Raw genomic sequence first — 18,277 nt, 5'->3', positions numbered from 1 at the left:
CCAAAATAGTTTGCCAGTGCGACAGATTCAACCTGTCGCACAGTTAGAATAAGAGTTTGTGATAGGTACGTAGAGGGCAACACAAAAGGTTCACCCACTTGATGAGCAGGTGATTTAGTTATAGAAGCTGATGCGGTTATTGTAACCAGGCGTAACTGAATTTCATAAAGACAGATTGTTCATAATCCCGCAGCCCGTCAAGGGTAGGCTCATCAATTGCTGCACTTCCCACTCCAACAAAAAACTTTGTTAACGGATTCACCTTGTAGGAGTAAAGCAACTGTGCTCCCAATTGGCGTGAATAGCTGTCCACTGGCGCAGCATAATTTGCCTGGTTTCTGTAGGTATTATTGTAAATCATGATCAGTCGTAAAAATTGTCTGGCATCAAATTGATAGGTAAGACGAAGATCGCTGATACGCGCGATAAATAATTTAGCATTGTCTACATCCAAATCACTATAGATCTGACGCGCACTGAGTTGAGCATGACTACCAATGTTCACATCCATGCGTGATTCGACGTAAAGCTGTTCGCCCAACCGGTTATTGGCAAAATCGATTTGGTCGCCGATACGGGCAAATGTACTGACGAAAAGCAGGGAGTTAGGCCGGGTTTCCATATAAAAACTATTGGATGATTCGTTAAATAAATCGGTGTTTCCATCGATTGCCAGAGACGAAGGGTCGAAACGTAATCCAACCCGTTGACGCTTAACATGGCCTATCTCAACAAAAGACTGGTAGGTACCGCGGATACTCAGGTAAGCCTCGACTTCTCGTTCCAGCAATTCACCTTCATCACTGTGAGTGATGTCCCAGTCACCTTTTAAACGTATCCTGTTCCACCAACCGGTATCGTTCCACCACATGTAGCCAGCTCCCAGAATAGATTTATGGAAATCGGCTCTAGACTCAAACCCCAAATCAGCGCGAAAATCTCTATCATTGGCAAAGTGGTCGGCATTGAAAAACCAGTCGCGCTCTTGATGAAAATAGTTAACACGCCAGGATTGCCCAGAGAACGCATCATCTTGTCGCGTCCGCAAAACTATCTCACTGTTATCCTCTGCTGAGGTGCAATCGTTGGCACAAAAATCCTCATACAAGGTAAACGGATACTGCGTATCAGAAACCACATACTGCGCACGCAAGGTATCCTGCTCGCTTATCCGAAACTTCACATCGGCACCATTGACGTAATTGTGATATTCATCGGCATCGCGCAGCGTAGAAACCCAGCCGATGGAAAAATCATCGCTCATATCGTATCGATAGCGCAACGCGGTATTAATTGACTCGGTATTCAATGAGGCAACACTGGAACTTAAATTACCCGGCACAAGAAATTGGGTGGTTTCATCGTTGGCGGCGAAAATGCCAAAGGTGTGGTCGCCAGTTTGGCCGGTAAGCTTCGCACCATAGTCGGGATTACTAATGTTACGGGTGTAAACCAGCTCCTGATTGGATGAAAAGTAACCTGCATTTTCCACAAAGAATGGCCTAAGCTCATCAAAATACAAGGAAAACGTATTGTTAATACTAACCTGAGCCACGTCCGCCTCTACTTGTGAGAAGTCAGGGTTTATTGTTGCCTGCAATGACATTTGCGGGGTGATCCCCCAATTGACATCTACGCCAACCTCCTGATTATCAAACGATTTCCAATCTTCTGCGCTAAAAACGTCCCGCTTTCGGCCAGCCCCCACCACCAGAGTAGGAATAATGGCCAGATTATTACCCTGGCTGGCATTATTAAAGCCCTCTATCTCACCTAATTGGCATAGCACGCACTCATTGTTTCGGTCATACGGTAAGTTCGAAATACGGTAATTCTCGTTGCGCGGGTAGAAGCGCACAAATTCCGCGCCCCAAATTTTGCGTTCCGATTGCTCGTCAAAATTCATCGCACGCAGTGGAATAGCCATTTCCACCACGTAGCCAGTTTCGGTGATTTGTCCGGCTGAATCCCAAATTGCGTTCCAGCTATCACTCTCTGACTTGGTCATTTCATTTTCGATTGCATCAGCTTGCACACCGTGCGGATTGACAAAAAACTGATAAGCCAGGCGTTCGTTATTAAACGTGTCCAATTTAATGCCAACCAGATCATTGCTCCAAATCTTGTCCCTATCCCGGTAGAAACCGCTTATTTCGTGTGGAGCAGGATCGTATGCGATGAAACCGATATAAAGCGTTTGCCCGTCTTCAAATATGTAAACGTCGGTTTTCACTGGTGCTGCAGTATTGTCGAACGGCTGCGTGACAAAATCCAGGGTGAAGTGGTTTGCTTGCTGCCATTGCGGCTCGTCAAGCGTGGCATCCACCGCAATATTTCCGCTCAAAAATGGGATAAAAGCCTGTTTGAGCTCTTCTTTCCCAAATAGGTTATCAGCTCTTGAATCAGTATGCTCAGCGTTAGTTTGCTCTATTTTTGAATTGTTATCAGGTAACGTTTCAGGTGCAGGTTCATCTGCGTACACCGAAAAAATGAAAAGGCTGGCCAACAGCGCACTTAGCCGCGTAAGCATACTTCACGTCCTCATAGGTAAAATGCGGGCGAAGTATGCCAGATTGTTAAATTAATAGAATAATTTCACGATGATTAAGCTTATCAGTGCGACCAGAAGAAGCCACCCGGTTTTTATGCCACTTGTTTTTTCAATTTGGACAGAAACACCCGGGTTACGCCATTGGTCCAGCCGAAACCTGTTTGCACTGTGTACTCTCCCCCTTCTGCACGCTCATTAGGTTTGAACATATTATATTTTTCCATCATCGCATTAAACTGCCTGTACCCCTGTTCGACCCCATCGACCCAATTTCGCATAATATTGTTTGCTAAATCGTGATAGTTATACTTTGTAAGACCATCCACTACGAACCATTGCAATGGTGCCCACCCGTTGGGTGAGTCCCACTGCTGTTCACTTGCACTTAGCGTTGTTACAACGCCGCCAGATTGTAAAAACCGGGTAGCTACCACGTCAGCAACATAATTTGCTTGTGATGACGTTGCAAGACCAGCGTAAAGCGGCAGCACGCCTGCAAGCGACCATACGGTTGACTGCGTTTTATGCTTAACATCGTAGTCAAAGAACATGCCTTCATCCTGCGACCAAAAATACTTCTGCATCGCCTGTTTACGTTGGGCTGCGGCGAGTTGATAACGGACAGCTTTATCACTATACCCCGAATGGGTACATCGCATTGCCAGTTGATTTTCCAGTATCAAGAGTAAGCAATTGAGATCTACCGGTACAATATCGGTAGTACAAATACTTGTGAGCTCATTTGGATTTTTTAACCAGCGACTGCTGAAGTCCCATCCTGATTCACAAGCAGCGCGCAAATTACGGTAAAACTGCGCGCGATTTTCTTCTGCTAGGGAATCTGCCAGCGCCCGATCTTCTCGATAGGATTCTGGTCGTGGTGTAGTTTGACTGTCATAATACCTGTTCAGAATTTCTCCATCACCAAGAGTAACGGTCCTCGGGGATACTGGCAAACGTGGGTCCGCAGCACTTCCCATCCAGAATAAATATTCCTGCTCCAGAACTTGCACGACCTCTTGTTTATCAGGTTCTACTAACAACTGGGCAATAAGCGCCATCACAGGTGGTTGGCTGCGCGAGCGATAGTAGTGTCGGTTGCCATTTGGTATATACCCGTTTTCTTTTTGCAAAAATACAAAGTTATCCCACATGGCTTTGATAAGGTCGTGGCGACCATCTTCTGCCAACCCCAATGCAGTAAAGAAACTGTCCCAATAATAAATTTCACGAAAGCGCCCTCCCGGTACGACATAGGGTTGAGGCAAAGGCAGCAAAGTGTCACGCTTAATGGTGTCAGGTTGGCGGGTCAGTAACCGCCAGGTATCATAAATGTAATCCTGTAAGTCAGCCGGATGAGGTTGATTGTTTCGCTCGGTCGCCATCGGAAATTCAAAGTGTCGCAATACGAATTGCCTGAGATCGAAATCAACCAGTTTTTTTTGCTGATTATATGCGTCCTCAATCTGCTGCCAGGGATAGCGCAAGACTGCGTCGGCAAGGGTTTTACTGTCGTCAAAACATTGCTGCATTTGAGCGTTATGAAAGAGTTCACTCGTCAGAAAATATTCTATTTCCGAACGATTGATTTTATGCTGCATTGAGCGTCCCCTCTGTCAAATTCAGAATGCTTTTGCGAAAGAGTGCGAGGGTAAACAGAATAGTCACAATCGGTAGCACCAATAAATAAAAAGCATTCTGACCACCGAAATGTTCAAAAACCGCACCAGTAATAATTGAGCCCGTGGTACCACCCAGCGCAGAGAACACCACAATGAGTCCGGTCATTGATGCGTGCTTGTTTTTTGGTAGCGCACTTAACATGGCCGAATTGATAACAGGATAAATTGGTGCCATAAACAAGCCGATGAACGGCAGCAGCATCGCACTAACGGGTAGCTGAGACAATGTGGTGGAATCGCTACTGTCCAGCGGCTGTGCTAAAGGAAGAGTTAAGAGCATGAAACTTGCCATCAATATCACACAGGTATTTAAAAACGGGTACCAGTGAACATAGCGCAGTACGGCACCAGCCAGCAATCGACCAACCGCCAGCGCAACGGCAAATAGGCTGGTAATTTGCACGCTCAGACTTACCGGTAGGCCAATAACTTCCCGGTTAAAGGTGGGTAGCCAAGTGCCAATACCCTGTTCAATCAATACGTACAGAAAGATGGAAATTACAAACACCAGAACAATAGGCTGCCAGGCGAGTTTTAACATGGCAGCAAAACCATCAACAGTTTCGGGTAGCGGCTCACTAGCATCCGCATGGGTCGAAACGGGGGCAATTATGACGGCCACGATAGTAGCCATAACTAGCACGGCCAGCAGATAATAGACATTTAACCAGGTAAGTGAGGATACATCTTCGTTTATGTAAACACTGAAAATCCAGTAGCCGGACAACACGCCGAGCATAAATATACCTTCAACAATATTCATCAACGATGTGTGTTCTTTTACCGTTCGGCTAAGCTGGCCAATAATGGCGTAAACCGAAATCTTCACTAAAGCAAACGCCGTCCCCACACCTGCAAACAGTACTTTAATAAACCAAAAAGATGCAATCCATGGGGTAAATAAGCACAGCAGTCCCACTATTATCAACCCAATAATTATGGCCATTTTGTATCCAATCTTGGGCACAAACGAGGCAATTAGAAATGACACGATGGCGATTGAAAGATCTTTATAACCCTCAAGCGTGCTTGCTTGAATTTTGGTGACCTCGAAGCTATTAATGGATTGCAGGATGACGGTACCGACGCTGTTAAGAAGAACGGCAAAAATAAAATAGCTGGCAGAGATAGCTAAAATAATTAACAGTCTGGACACGATTTACTCCTCACTTGGCTTCTAGCGGGAGTGTAGTCTACTGATTTTCTTTATGCAATCGTTTGCATAGATATAATTTTACTTTCAGTTAACAATTGCATCATGAAGAACTACGAATAACCAGGTCGATGTTAACCATAACTGAACTCGCATCTTCACCGGTAATCCGCCGCAATAATTGGCTTACCATACATTGCGCGGCTTGTCTGGTGTCCTGGCGGATGGTTGTCAACGCAGGATGCATCAGTTCTGCAAGAATTATGTCGTCATACCCTACCAGACCGACGTCCGCTGGCACATTGATGTATCTTTCTTTTAACGCTTTGAGTGCACCAAACGCTACCATATCACTGACTGCTACGATGCCATCGAAACACAGCCCTTTTTCTTTTACATAGCGAGTAATGTACTCGTAAGCGGCCTGGCTGGTAATATCGATTGGAAAGGTGAGTATACTGTCTGGCGTAATACCGCGCTCAACGTGAGCCTTAAGGTAACCCGCGTGCCGTTCATTCATTTCCGCGTGGCCTGGATCGCCCAAAAAAGCGATTTTAGATTTACCTTGCTCAAACAGGTGTTTCGTAGCCTGATAACCACCTGAACGATTGTCACCACCGATAATGGGATAGGTCGTTGAGGAAGTGGGGTCGCCCCATACTACCAGCGGTACCCCGGTGGCAGCTGCGTGGTCGATTCGCGTACTGCTTTTACCCTGCCCTATTACAATCAAACCATCAGCGCGGCCACTGGTAATAAAATAGTTGGCCCAGTCATTACTGGCCATTACCGAATTTGACAATAATAAATCGTAACCGTGTGCATTTAGCGCCTGATTCAACTCTCCGACCAGTTTCAATAAAAAGGGGTCGGTAATGCTTTGCTCCGTCTCCTCAATCAAATTGAGAATGACCGCAATTACATGGGTTTTTTTTGTTCTCAATCGGCTTGCCGAGGCATTTACCCGGTAATTGTGCTGTCGGGCCAATGTCTGCACTTTTTCTCTGGTCTCTTTTTTAATTAGCGGATTGTCTTTTAGCGCGCGGGATGCAGTTGACGTAGACACACCGGCCAGAGCCGCTAAATCAGCTAATGTAAATGCGGATTCTATTTTCAACGATACGTTTCTTTTTTAAATTACGGACAAATTCAATTTTCACTATATCGTGAATAATTCACTTTGCCTACCTTGTGACTGGCCGTCTGATTATCTAATTCAATAATTTTGCAAACGATTGCAAAATTGCCTTGCAATCGTTTGCAAAGCGATCTACTTTTACTCAAAAGAAACAAAATAAACATTTATTTTATATTTTTAACTCAACCTGTTTACATTTAACTGAGCAGTGATCAGGAGCACAACATGAAACCACGGTTCACCCCAAAACGTTTAGCCTCTGCGGTTACCCTGGCGCTGGTAACGCTAACGGCAACGGCGCAAGAAAACGCAAACGCAGCTAAAACCCGCGCTACTGCAGAAAACACTGAAATTATTATTGTCAGTGGCACGCCGGGGGGTACCGGCATTCGAAAAATTGATGCCAGCTATGCTGTTACCAATATTGATGCGTCGGATATAGCTCGCCTTGCTCCTAAATCTACTGCTGATTTATTTAAAGCCATTCCGGGGGTTTGGGTAGAAAGTTCCGGTGGTGAGTCAGGTGCCAATGTATTTGTAAGAGGCTTTCCAGGCGGTGGTGATGCACCATTTCTAACGATCAGTCTGGAAAACTCGCCGATATACCCTGCTCCTACCCTGTCATTTCTGGAAAACTCACAGTTATTTCGAATCGATGAAACGATTGAAATGGTAGAAGGATTGCGGGGGGGACCTAACCCTGTGGTAAGTAATGGGCAGCCTGGATTAACCACAAACTTTCGCCTCAAACGGGGAAGTGAAGAACAGTCGACTACGGGTAAATATAGTGTCACAGACTACGGACTGAACCGGGTAGATTTAGTTAACAGTGGTGAAATTTCTGATGACTTTTACTACATGATCGGGGGTTATGTGAAAAGCTCGCCGGGAATTCGCGATGCCGGTTTCCAATCGGAAAAAGGGCATCAGTGGACCCTTAATCTGACTCGCATTTTTAATAGTGGAGAGTTAAATCTGTACACTCGCCAGACCGACGATCACGGTACCTGGTATTTACCCACCCCCTTAAACATAGAGGGCATTGATGCAGAATACACACAAATTGGACCGCGTAATCGTCAAGCCATGATCACTTACGGGGCGGATAACCAATCAGATACATTTGATTTTGGTAACGGCCGCGGCTGGGATGGCCACGTGAGTGGCGGAAGCTTGCGTCTTGATCTGGCCAATGACTGGCAGTTAATCGATCGTTTTAATTTGACGAAAGGCAAAGCTAATACCTTCGGTCTAGTTCCTAATGGCGCAGCAACGACCATAGGCGCAGTGGCAGCAGATGAAGAGGACGTAACTGGTGCAGTTACTGGCAACGCCTATAGTGAGGCGACTGCAATCCAACAAATTGGGCGCTGGGTCGTGCTTAAAGATATTGAATCATTTACTAACGACATTGCGTTATCCAAACAGTTCGGTACAGTCGCCACCGCGTTTGGTATTTATTCAGCTTCAACTGAGGCAAAAGACTGGTGGAGCCTTGGTAATACTGCCTACCATGTATTGCAACCGGGCGGTGAGCTGTTATCCGGGATTGCGTGCAACAGCAGTGCTGCCGGTTGCGATTGGAATTACGATATAAATTCTGTGGGTGACGCGAATACCCTGGCTGGCTATTTCACCACCAAATGGTTTGTCACAGAAAACTTGGATATTGATGCCGGTATCCGCCGGGAAAATCATGAGGTCAATTATTCCGTTGATGAAGGTCTGGATGGAGTTATTACCAAAACCGTTGATTATGATGAAACGAAAACCTCATGGACTGCTGGAATAAACTACGCATTGAACGACTTCAGCGGCATCTTTGCCCGCATCAACCGTGGCTACAAGATGCCCTACTTCGATGATTTTAGGGACAACTTCGGGGCCTTTAGCGGCGGAAACGATCTCATTAAAGAAGTGACCCAAGGTGAAGTAGGTTACAAATTAATGAATGAAGAATTTCGTTTTTTTGCCACCGCTTTTGCTAACGAGGTCAGAGGCGATACTTTTGTTCGTCGCCCTGGGGCACCAGCCGAAATCCTTACTAATGAAGCGTACGGCATAGAGTTAGATGGTAACTACCTGCACGAATCTGGCTTTGCACTTAACCTGAATGCAACTCTTCAGGAAACAGAGATTACCGAGAGCCCAAGTAATGAAAGTAACGAAGCGCAACGTCAGCCTGGCTGGCAGGTGCGCTTAACACCCAGTTATGAGTTTGAAGTTGGTGACATGTTTGCAACCATTTTTGGCACCATCTCGGCAGTGGACGATCGCTTTGGTGACAACGAAAATACAGTGGTGCTCGAAGGGTATGAAAAGTTTGACGTAGGCCTTATGTTAGAACCCAACGACTCGTTGAAACTGCAATTGGTGGTAGACAACATAACCGACGAACAGGGGATTACGGAAGGTGATCCACGTAATCCTGACGCACCGAACGGGCGTTACATTTTACCTCGAAGCGTTAAATTTAGTGTGTCTTACACGTTATTCTAAAAAACCAAGTAATCGAATTCGGCGTCGTGCAGCATCGCATGACGCCGTTTTTTTATGTTTAATTGTCAATATGCAGTGTATGCACCGAACCGACTTTCTCTGCACTTTTAAACGTCTTAACCGGTGTCACTTCAAGCTCCATGTGTAGCTTTGGATTATCAAGCTCCTGCATTGCTGCTGGATGTAATGGTTCTCCTGATAGCCAGTCAGCGACAAATTGCCCGTCAATCGGCAAAAAAAACGGAAAGGACTTTTCATGAAACTGGCTGAAGCGTTCATGCGGTGGACGGGTAATCACAGCGCTGGCATAGCGCCCGTTGTCGAAAGGACGGTATAGCGCACCCAACATAAACGCGCGCTTCCCTTGCATGAAATAATGCTGCTTGCCATTACCAACCGGATTGGATTCACCGATGGCGGTAGCAATAACGATACCGCGGTGGTGGTTAAGGGCATGTCGCCAAAACCCGCTGTCCAGGTTTCTGGCATTAAAGGTTGTGCGCTTACCCACTGCCAAATGATCTCCTTCTGGCTGACAATCAAACCACCAGGTCGCATCAATTACGTTATCTGCACCGGTTATCAACGAGGTCAGCTGACGTGAGTCGTTACCACCGAAGGCCGGATAAAAATTGAGAGTTGCCGGAGGTTGCTCTGCAAAATGTGGTACTAAATCTCCTAATCCTACTTCTTCCAGCAGATCGATAATGGTGGGGTTGTCTGTGACACGTTGGATAAATCCGCACATAGTTCAATGCTCTGATGTTTTTAATCCAGCCTAGCTTATTATGCGCGCTTTTTCTCTTCTGCGTAGGAATCCTGATATTGACTTGGACTCATCCCGTATTTTTCTTTAAAGCGGGAGGAGAAGTAACTGGTAGAGTTAAAACCTACTTCCAGTGCAATTTGGGTTACTTGTTCGCCACTGCGTAAAAGCGCTTTTGACTTATTTAAGCGATAATTTTTCAGATACTCGGTGAAGTTATATTCCAACAAGGCTGCAAGTTTGCGGTTCAACTGCCGCTCGCTAACGGCTAATTCACTGGCTGCCTGAGCACGATTGAAGGTTTCTTCCTGATAGTACTTTTCTACTATCGCTATAAATTTAACGTAAAAGGCCTGGTCTTTTTCACACTCGTAGGTCGGTATATCAATTGATTCATCCTGAAAATTATCCGGCTCGGTTAAATGAGGAATCGCTTCAACACAGCGCTCTCGAAGCGCCAGCAGGGTTTCAATACGTAGCAAGAGCTCATCATCAGCAATAGGCTTGGTTAAACAGTGATCAATGTGCGTGGCTAAACTTCTTGCCTGAGTTTCGCTATCCCCTCTGGCAGTAAGTAAGATTATGGGAATATGCGAAATATGTTCCCGTTTACGCAACTTTGCGGCAAGTGATATACCATCCATAACGGGCATCATGTAATCGGTGATCACCAGGTCAGGGTCAATCGTTTTGACAATGTTCATCGCATCCATGCCATGTCTTGCCAATAAGCACGTAAATCTGTGCTTTAACAGCGAATACAGGTAAGCACGCATATCCTCATTATCTTCTACCAGAAGAATAATGGGCTTGTTCTTAGCGATACCGTTGGGTTCTGGCAGTGCGTTGACAATCGGACTTTGCGCCTGCTGGCTTATTCCCGTGCTTAAGAGCAGTGATGTATCAATCAGCGGAAGGTAGACGGTAAAGGTACTGCCTTTACCTTCTTTACTTGCTACATCTATCCAACCTTGATTAATAAGAACCAGTTCTTTGACTAATGCTAAGCCCACTCCCGTGCCGGTTTCTGCAGTGTCATTTTCAGCTCGTGCAAAACGATGAAAAATTTGCGTAATTTGTTCTTCGGGAATACCGCGTCCTGAATCAGACACCTTGATAACCAGATGTAACTCCTGACAGCTGGCCTCAACTTTTACCCTGCCTTTGTTGTCGGTATATTTAACTGCATTCGAGATAAGGTTATGACAAATTTTTTCCAGCGAGTCTGCGGTCAATGTTATTTGGCCTCTGCCTCTGATTACGCTAATAAACTCCTGTTCTTTGAGATCGGCCAGCGGCTGCACGCTAGCTACTATTTTACTCAGGTCAGTTTTAATATCGTACGACTTACAGTCATTTTCGCATAACGATTCTACCTGCTCGATTTCCAATAAGTGATCGACCAGTTTTTCAAGTTTACCCACATTATCCAGCGCTAAATCAATTCGTTGCGGGTTTTCGGCGTCATTTGGCCTGGACTTAATTTGTTTTAGTGGGCCTAACACGAGCGCCAATGGCGTACGCAACTCATGCGATATATTGGTAAACATGACTTGTTTACGTTCCAACAGCTTACGAATCGATAAACTGCTATCCGCAAGAGCCGTCTGCTTTTCATCTACCATGCCACTCAATTCTGTGCCACGCAGAGCGATTTTTTGTTGATATCTTCGGAACAAAACAAACGCTAGGACACACAGTATCGCTAAATAGAGAATTACCGCTTCCAGTGAGAGCCAGAGAGGAGGCAATACACGTAATTTTAAACTGGAGACGGGTTGAATGGCATCGCTTCTCGGATCGACCACTCGGGCTTCAAAAATGTAATGGCCAAATGGTAAGGACGAAAAAACGATTTTGGCTGTTGAATCACTGGCCCTGGTCCATTGCTCTTTCAGACCTATGAGACGATATTCGACTTGCAGGCGCTCACGTTCCATAAAGTTTGCCGCAGTGACTTCAACTTCAAACATAAATTCGTCGTTTTTTAACTCAAGGGGGTTGCCTGACTTTAGTGCCTCATGAAAGCGTTTCCCTGTGGGAATAACCACATTCTTTTCTTCGTCGAAGGCTCCAAATGAAGTAATTACCGCATGATGCTTTATCTGCGATGCATGTTCTATTGACTGAATCAGTTTTTGATTATCAATGATGTAATTTAAATTATCTCCAGCAATCAAGGTGTGGGTATCAGAGGTGTAGATCCCCTTGTAGGCAAAATCGGTATCAGGTATGCCAAATTCATTGCCTATTTGAAAGGATTGATTATCAACCTTGTCGTATAAAAACAGACCTATGTTGGTAGTAACTAATAACCACTGTTGATTAATAGCCGCAATGGCTCTGATATAATTTGCGGGTATCGAATTTACTCGATTAAATTTTGTAGATCCGATTTCTAGCTTATATACACCCTCACCGGAGGTACACGCCCAAATTTCACCATCGTGGTCTTCGAACAAGAAGACCACACTACTCAATTCAAAATTTGAGTCTTTTCCGACCTTCTTAATGCCATTTTTATCGCTGATTTCAAAAATCCCTTCCCCAGATGCGGCTGCCAAAACTGTATCCGCATCTGAGACAAAAAGAGTGGAAAATGCATTTGACAATAATTTCTTTAATGAGCCATCTCTTTCTCCAATTAAGTAGTCTCTTTCCTCCCCCTCTTCGATAAACACTAGTTGTCCTGCTGTATTAACTTCCAACTCAAGAATGGTAGATGATTTATGCAATAATACATTTTCAAATGTTTTTACATCAGAAGTACTAATTTCAACACTGAGATGACTTCCAGTACGTCCGACCAATTCAACCGTGTTATCAGATATATTTCCGATAAACAGTTCTTCACTGGTGGGTAAAATTTTAAAGTCTATACGATTATTAATGACATCATAAATTCCTAACTGACCCTCGGATAGAAAAGCGAGCTGATTTTCACTAACGAACCTTGCCGAACTGATGTGTTTATCGAATATGTCCAAATTGTCATTAAGATATGAAACAGCAATAGATTGAGGAGGGATAACTACAAGTCCTTTACTAGTATCAATTGCAATAAGGTTGCCGAGAGTATCGAACTCGATGTCTAAAACTGTATCCAATTCATCTCTGGCTAAAAATGGGTGAAGTTGTGGTGCTGATTCAAACTTACCTTCTTCAAAATTAACCGTATAAAGACGTTCTGCAGCAACCCACAACACACCAGTGGGGCTTCGTTTAATCGATTTAATTGGATTATATTTTTCATAAATAACCGGGGGTCTCTCACTGATCATTGCTGTGAAACCAGATGAGATATCTACTTCGAAAAGTCCAATTTCAGTTCCTACATATGCCTTTTCTTTTTCGACATGTAATGCTGAGACGTTTTTGCTATTAAGAAAATTTTCATTACTTAAATAAGAGATCCAGTTTTCATTACGCAGTGAATATGAAAAGACCCCTCGTTTTTCGTCAGTCCACCATACTGTTTCAGTATCAGCATGAAAGGCTACATTAAAAACTCTATTCCCAACATTGATTCCTAACTCCCTAAAATCCGCTTCAACCTTAAGAGTATGTGTGTTTAATAGATAAACGTTTGAAATAGATGAGACTACTATATATGCCTCAGAAATTGCGAGTTTCCAAACGGCGTCTAGATCGTGGTTTAGAGCATGCTGAATTTTTTCAAAGGAATGCTCAATTGTATCAAACACATAAAGACCTCCTCCGTAAACGGCAATTAGTAATTTGTCTTTATCAAGTTGTGCTATTGCTGACACATAGTTTTTGTTCAATGAGGACTTTTTATCGCAGAAATGTGAGGATTGTTTACCTACAATCCCAAACAGTCCGTTCTCTCCACCTACCCATATAGAATCATTATCGGTCACTACTACTGACGTTAATACTCCTGTAGCGTTTCCGTCAAACTGATTAATGAACTGGAGTGGACTTGCGTATATTGCGAACGAGACAGACAGCGCTATAGATAAAACGATTCTGCAAATCAGAGCTCTTAGTCTCAGCATTAACAATCCTTGTCTTACACTTGAATGAGTGCATAAATCCTAATCTTAAAATCAATTCCGTTATTTATATAAATAACAAAGCACATTATTTAAATCAATGTTATAAGGATATTCTTATGAAAGGTAATAGGAGATTTACCGATCAACCAATTCATCTAAATTCTGTAGAGCTGAAAATAGTCGTTGGGGGATGCCATCGCGAAACAGATAATGGTCAGATTTGCCATAATCCGTCCGTAAACAGTTATATCGACTTACGAAAACTAAGGCCACCGAAACGTCCAGTCGACAAATAACTGATTATAGGCTGCCTGGCAGCCTTTAATTTCCAAGATTATGTAACTTTGCAAAACAACTGTTTATTTATACAGTTAAAACTGTTACCTTAACTCAACACTATCCAATCAAAAAGGTGAATCATGGCGATTACAATTAAATACGTGGTAACGCATAAAGGGGTGGAGAAGCTGGTGACGACGGATAAGAAGGAAGCCGATCAGTTTGATAAAATGTTAGACACGGCAGATAATCTGGCGGCTTTTATTGAAGCAAAGGGCATTAAGTTAGACGATGCGATTACTGAAGAATTGTCAGTTATGCTGGCAAAAAACAAAGATAATGTGGCTAAGTTGCTAAAGGGTGCTAGTGCTGAATCCGTATTGGAAAAAGATGCGGCTGAAGTGGTAAAGCTTAAAGCAAACGGGTAATGCACGAAGGATGGCAACATCCAAACAGGGTAAGCGCAACATGTGGTATTTTGGCAGCAAATTTATAATGAGATGCCTACCCAGCATTCATTTTAAAAATATAATTTGTGATGGGATTAACGGTTCAAATACTAAAAAGCCCCTGCATTTGAGGGGCTCAATATAGGTTGAAGCGAATCACCCTTCGTGCGATAGCCTGTCCAACAACGACATAACTTGCGAACTGGCCTGTTCCATTTCGCTTAGGTGTTTGTCTCGACGTGCCACATCACCATCTTTATGGGCTTTCATCGCTGCGACACCAGCGGTATGCACGTTGGCATGCTGACGGTCGAGACGTGAAAAAGCATCAGATTTGGCAATTGGCTTACTGATTGACTCTTTATACCATTTTGCCAGACGAGATGAAGCTGAGTCAGCAAAGTCAGACGCTGATTTTTTGCTACGCCCTTGAATAACTGCGTATACCTCAGACTTCCAAACTACGTGATCAAGCTTAACTGTTTGGATAAAGGTTTCGTGTGAACCTCTATGAATGGTGTCTTTCATACTGGTGCAGTGACTGACCATTTGGTCGTAGGCTTTGTTCAAGCTGCCCACGCCTTCAGCCAAATGTGTATTATTAGTTTGTAACTCGGTCACTGAGCCTACTGCCGCACGAGTTGACTGAATAATACCCTGCACTAATTCGGCAACCTCATTGGCTGACTTGTTAGTTTCATTGGCTAGTGCACGTACTTCATCTGCAACCACGCTAAAACCGCGACCTGCATCACCTGCACGCGCAGCTTCGATAGCAGCGTTCAATGCCAGCAGGTTGGTTTGATCAGAGATGCTGGTAATGGTGCTGACAAATTTATTGATGTTGTCGGCGGTATCTGAAAGACCAGAGATACGCTCGTTCATGCGGCTCATTTTGCCACTAAGCTGGTCCATGTCTTTTAATATTTGTGACAACGCGGTTGAGGACTCTGAAAACAGCACATTGATGTTTTCGATTGAATCGCTTTCGTTTTCGATATGCTGATAGGCAGTGAGCACGGTGTCGCGGATGCCTTCAACCTGAGATAATGCATCAAGCATTGATTCAGTCAGCAGCGAGTGACCACTTTTTCCTGTCGTTGCCTGCAATTGCTGGTTTTCTTCTGCCAGCATTTCATTCTGTTCTTCGAGCTGCTTGACTTTTTTCTGCAAGTCGGACTGTTCGCGCTTAAGCGCATGTAATTCTTCGAGTTTTTCTTCGTATGTAGACTTAAGTACGAGCATGTGAACCTCTGTATTCAGGCAAAGGATTAAAGCATAGAAATTTATAGTAACCTGATATCGGCCAAAATAGTAAGAAGCATTAACAAATGTTTTGCATTTATTTTTCAGCAGCTTGTTTAGTCGTTCCGCGCAGAACCAGTTTCGGCTCTAAAACATGAGTAAGTGACATTTTATGATCACCATATGCCCGGTTTAGGATCCATCGCGCCGCCATTTCCCCTATTTCACGCATGGGGTAATCGATTGTGGTCAATCCTGGGGTGAGATAGCTTGCAAAATCGACGTTATCAAAACCAATTACCGAGACATCTTCCGGGACACATTTATTTTGTTCACGCAATGCGTTGATGGCACCCGACGCCATTTCATCATTAGCACAGACAACCGCTGAATACTGGCGCTCCTGCTTAGCTAATGCTTTAATCCCGGCATCACCTGACTGGGCCTGAAAGTCACCCTCGAACATCAACGCTTCGTCAAAGCGCAAACCGGCCTCTGACAATGCCCGCTTATGACCAGCGAGGCGGTTCACACCGTCCGCTTTAAATAACGATCCCGACAGGTAAGCAATTTGTGAGTGGCCCAAATCAATCAAATGGCGGGTTGCCAGATACCCCCCCAATTCGTTGTCCAGGCTAATGCAGTTTTCTTCAATCTCTTTAATGTAGCGATTTACGATCACCAGCGGCACATCTTGTTCAGCTAGATGTATCAGGTAGTCATCACTGATCGCTTCAACATGCAGGATCAGGGCATCACATCGTCGACTTAGTAATGCCTCAATTTCCCGCATTTCCAATTTTTCATCGGAATGGCCCGTCGCTACAAACATATGTTTGTTTGCATTACGCAGTACCTTTTCCGACCCCGCCATCATATTGCCGAAAAACGAACCATGTAATTCTGGCACTACGTAACCAATGGTATTGGTTTTTTTGGAGGCTAGAGAGGCAGCGAGGACATTGTGGCGATAACCGAGTCGCGCCATGGCATCCATTACCTTTACGCGGGTTTTTTCTTTAACCGTATCAGTATTGTTAATTACGCGGGAAACAGTAGCTGACGAGACCCCCGCCATTTCACTGACTTGTTTAATTGTTACCATGTTTTTTCCTGATACCGCCGTTCGGATGCATCAAGGCTGGTTAGCCTAACCAGCTTTACTTAACGACAACGATGCTTGAACCGATTCCATCTTATGGCTGTCTAATGTATACCACCGCATAATAATCGCAACTGCTATTGATGCTAAAGCAGGGAAAATACAGAACGAAACAATAATTCCATTTGCAACGTCTGGCTCAAATACATTTGCCTGATAATCATAAAAGGCTAACAACCACCCGGCCAGTGCGCCGCCTACAGCCAACCCGACTTTAATGAAGAACACTACCGTCGAGTAAGTAATTCCGGTCATTCGTATACCGGTTTTACTTTCGCCATAGTCAACAACATCGGCAATTTTTGCCCACAGCAGAGGTGTGGCCATTTGCAAAAACAAACCCCACAAAAAATGAATTCCAAGGGCACCCAGCCACATGTCTGCAGGGACAAAATAATTAAGTAGGCACATCACTGCACTAATTAATTGCAACACCATATAAGCCCTGACTTTGCACATCTTTTTGGCTAGCGGATTAGCCAGTGCGCATCCAATAATGCTGCCTATCATTCCTGCCGTCACAAACAGGGTGACATCATCCGGGCGCTGCAATACATACTTAACATAATAAATAGCCAAGGTATTTCGTAACACCATACCGGTCAGTAATAATACCGCAACCACGCAGAGCACACGGCACTGGTCGTTATACCACAAGGCCTGCAACTGCTCCCGGATGGATGCTGCGCCCTGATTCGTCGGCCTAACGCGCTCTCTGGTTCCGGCGAAACAGAGCAGGAACAAGATCATGCCAAGTACGCTCATTGCCATCATCGTGCGCTGATATCCCAGCGCCTGATCACCTTCACCAAAAAAATCCACCAAGGGTAGCGTGAATGTGGTGACCAGCAAGCCGCCCACCATCGCGAATACGAATCGATAAGACTGAATAGATACCCGCTCAGTGGGATTTGCACTCATGACGCCACCAAGCGCAGAATAAGGAATATTAATGGCGGTATACATCAACATTAACAATGCGTAAGTGACGAACGCATAGGCCATCTTACCTTCTTCAGGCAGTGCGGGAGAGGTAAATGCGAGGATACTACATAACGCAAAAGGCAGTGCCAGCCATAGCAGATAAGGACGGTAAGAGCCCCAGCGCGTATTGGTTTTGTCGGCCAATGCCCCCATCAGAGGATCGGTGATAGCATCAAACGCCCGCACTACCAAAAACATGGTACCAACCGCTGCCGGCGGCAAACCGATAATATCGGTATAGTAAAAGGTTAAAAACAGCATCACCGTCTGGAATATGAAGTTACTGGCGGTATCCCCTAAACCATATGCGATTTTTTCGCGAGCACTTACCATTGTGGTATTCCCGTTCT

Annotated in this window: 11 protein-coding genes; 2 read left to right on the top strand and 9 right to left on the bottom strand. The window is 44.6% G+C overall.

Going from position 1 to position 18,277, the window contains the following annotated elements; genetic code table 11:
• Window positions 1-136: 136 nt before the first annotated feature.
• From HCJ96_RS12700 to HCJ96_RS12685, 4 genes are all read right to left on the bottom strand, one after another.
• Window positions 137-2,530, bottom strand: coding sequence for a carbohydrate binding family 9 domain-containing protein (locus HCJ96_RS12700; protein WP_169211433.1), 2,394 nt, complete (start codon window positions 2,528-2,530; stop codon window positions 137-139).
• Between the two features lie 113 nt (window positions 2,531-2,643).
• Window positions 2,644-4,152 (bottom strand): trehalase family glycosidase, encoded by a 1,509-nt coding sequence (locus HCJ96_RS12695; RefSeq protein ID WP_169211432.1) that lies wholly within the window; start codon window positions 4,150-4,152, stop codon window positions 2,644-2,646.
• Window positions 4,142-5,389, bottom strand: coding sequence for an MFS transporter (locus HCJ96_RS12690; RefSeq protein WP_343034716.1), 1,248 nt, complete (start codon window positions 5,387-5,389; stop codon window positions 4,142-4,144). The genes HCJ96_RS12695 and HCJ96_RS12690 overlap by 11 nt, the downstream gene beginning before the upstream one ends.
• Window positions 5,390-5,489: 100 nt before the next feature.
• Window positions 5,490-6,503: a LacI family DNA-binding transcriptional regulator gene (locus HCJ96_RS12685; protein ID WP_169211431.1), complete on the bottom strand. Its 1,014-nt coding sequence runs from the start codon at window positions 6,501-6,503 to the stop codon at window positions 5,490-5,492.
• 246 nt (window positions 6,504-6,749) lie between these two features.
• On the opposite strand from HCJ96_RS12685, the gene HCJ96_RS12680 reads away from it, so the two are divergent.
• Complete coding sequence (locus tag HCJ96_RS12680; protein ID WP_169211430.1) at window positions 6,750-9,023, top strand: TonB-dependent receptor; 2,274 nt, start codon at window positions 6,750-6,752, stop codon at window positions 9,021-9,023.
• Between the two features lie 58 nt (window positions 9,024-9,081).
• On the opposite strand, the gene HCJ96_RS12675 is transcribed toward HCJ96_RS12680, so the two are convergent.
• Both HCJ96_RS12675 and HCJ96_RS12670 read right to left on the bottom strand, forming a co-directional pair.
• Entirely contained in the window at window positions 9,082-9,771 is a 690-nt protein-coding gene (locus HCJ96_RS12675; RefSeq protein ID WP_169211429.1) for an SOS response-associated peptidase family protein, read from the bottom strand.
• Between the two features lie 38 nt (window positions 9,772-9,809).
• Window positions 9,810-13,808, bottom strand: coding sequence for an ATP-binding protein (locus tag HCJ96_RS12670; protein WP_169211428.1), 3,999 nt, complete (start codon window positions 13,806-13,808; stop codon window positions 9,810-9,812).
• Window positions 13,809-14,227: 419 nt separating this feature from the next.
• Here HCJ96_RS12670 and HCJ96_RS12665 point away from each other — a divergent pair, with 419 nt between their 5' ends.
• The gene (locus tag HCJ96_RS12665; RefSeq protein WP_169211427.1) at window positions 14,228-14,515 is read left to right on the top strand and encodes a YebG family protein; all 288 of its coding nucleotides are present in this window, start codon (window positions 14,228-14,230) and stop codon (window positions 14,513-14,515) included.
• 177 nt (window positions 14,516-14,692) lie between these two features.
• Here the strand turns inward: HCJ96_RS12665 and HCJ96_RS12660 are convergent, their stop codons facing one another.
• The 3 genes from HCJ96_RS12660 to HCJ96_RS12650 all read right to left on the bottom strand — a co-directional run bounded on the left by HCJ96_RS12660 (window position 14,693) and on the right by HCJ96_RS12650 (window position 18,260).
• Complete coding sequence (locus HCJ96_RS12660) at window positions 14,693-15,781, bottom strand: methyl-accepting chemotaxis protein (protein ID WP_169211426.1); 1,089 nt, start codon at window positions 15,779-15,781, stop codon at window positions 14,693-14,695.
• Window positions 15,782-15,878: 97 nt separating this feature from the next.
• Complete coding sequence (locus tag HCJ96_RS12655) at window positions 15,879-16,886, bottom strand: LacI family DNA-binding transcriptional regulator (RefSeq protein ID WP_169211425.1); 1,008 nt, start codon at window positions 16,884-16,886, stop codon at window positions 15,879-15,881.
• 45 nt (window positions 16,887-16,931) lie between these two features.
• A complete protein-coding gene (locus tag HCJ96_RS12650; protein ID WP_169211424.1) occupies window positions 16,932-18,260 on the bottom strand; it encodes a glycoside-pentoside-hexuronide (GPH):cation symporter in 1,329 nt (442 codons plus the stop codon).
• Window positions 18,261-18,277 lie beyond the last annotated feature (17 nt).

Origin of the sequence: Alteromonas ponticola, from assembly GCF_012911815.1 — a bacterium.
GTDB classification, from domain to species: domain Bacteria; phylum Pseudomonadota; class Gammaproteobacteria; order Enterobacterales; family Alteromonadaceae; genus Alteromonas; species Alteromonas ponticola.
The sequence above is the reverse complement of the archived record's forward strand: the minus strand, read 5'-3'. Positions and strand labels throughout refer to the sequence as shown.

What these genes read in the sequence shown, in the direction of transcription:
- HCJ96_RS12650 (WP_169211424.1), bottom strand. Translation starts at nt 18,260, where the DNA reads ATGGTAAGTGCTCGCGAAAAAATCGCATATGGTTTAGGGGATACCGCC.
- HCJ96_RS12675 (WP_169211429.1), bottom strand. Translation starts at nt 9,771, where the DNA reads ATGTGCGGATTTATCCAACGTGTCACAGACAACCCCACCATTATCGAT.
- HCJ96_RS12700 (WP_169211433.1), bottom strand. Translation starts at nt 2,530, where the DNA reads ATGCTTACGCGGCTAAGTGCGCTGTTGGCCAGCCTTTTCATTTTTTCG.
- HCJ96_RS12695 (WP_169211432.1), bottom strand. Translation starts at nt 4,152, where the DNA reads ATGCAGCATAAAATCAATCGTTCGGAAATAGAATATTTTCTGACGAGT.
- HCJ96_RS12670 (WP_169211428.1), bottom strand. Translation starts at nt 13,808, where the DNA reads ATGCTGAGACTAAGAGCTCTGATTTGCAGAATCGTTTTATCTATAGCG.
- HCJ96_RS12655 (WP_169211425.1), bottom strand. Translation starts at nt 16,886, where the DNA reads ATGGTAACAATTAAACAAGTCAGTGAAATGGCGGGGGTCTCGTCAGCT.
- HCJ96_RS12660 (WP_169211426.1), bottom strand. Translation starts at nt 15,781, where the DNA reads ATGCTCGTACTTAAGTCTACATACGAAGAAAAACTCGAAGAATTACAT.
- HCJ96_RS12665 (WP_169211427.1), top strand. Translation starts at nt 14,228, where the DNA reads ATGGCGATTACAATTAAATACGTGGTAACGCATAAAGGGGTGGAGAAG.
- HCJ96_RS12680 (WP_169211430.1), top strand. Translation starts at nt 6,750, where the DNA reads ATGAAACCACGGTTCACCCCAAAACGTTTAGCCTCTGCGGTTACCCTG.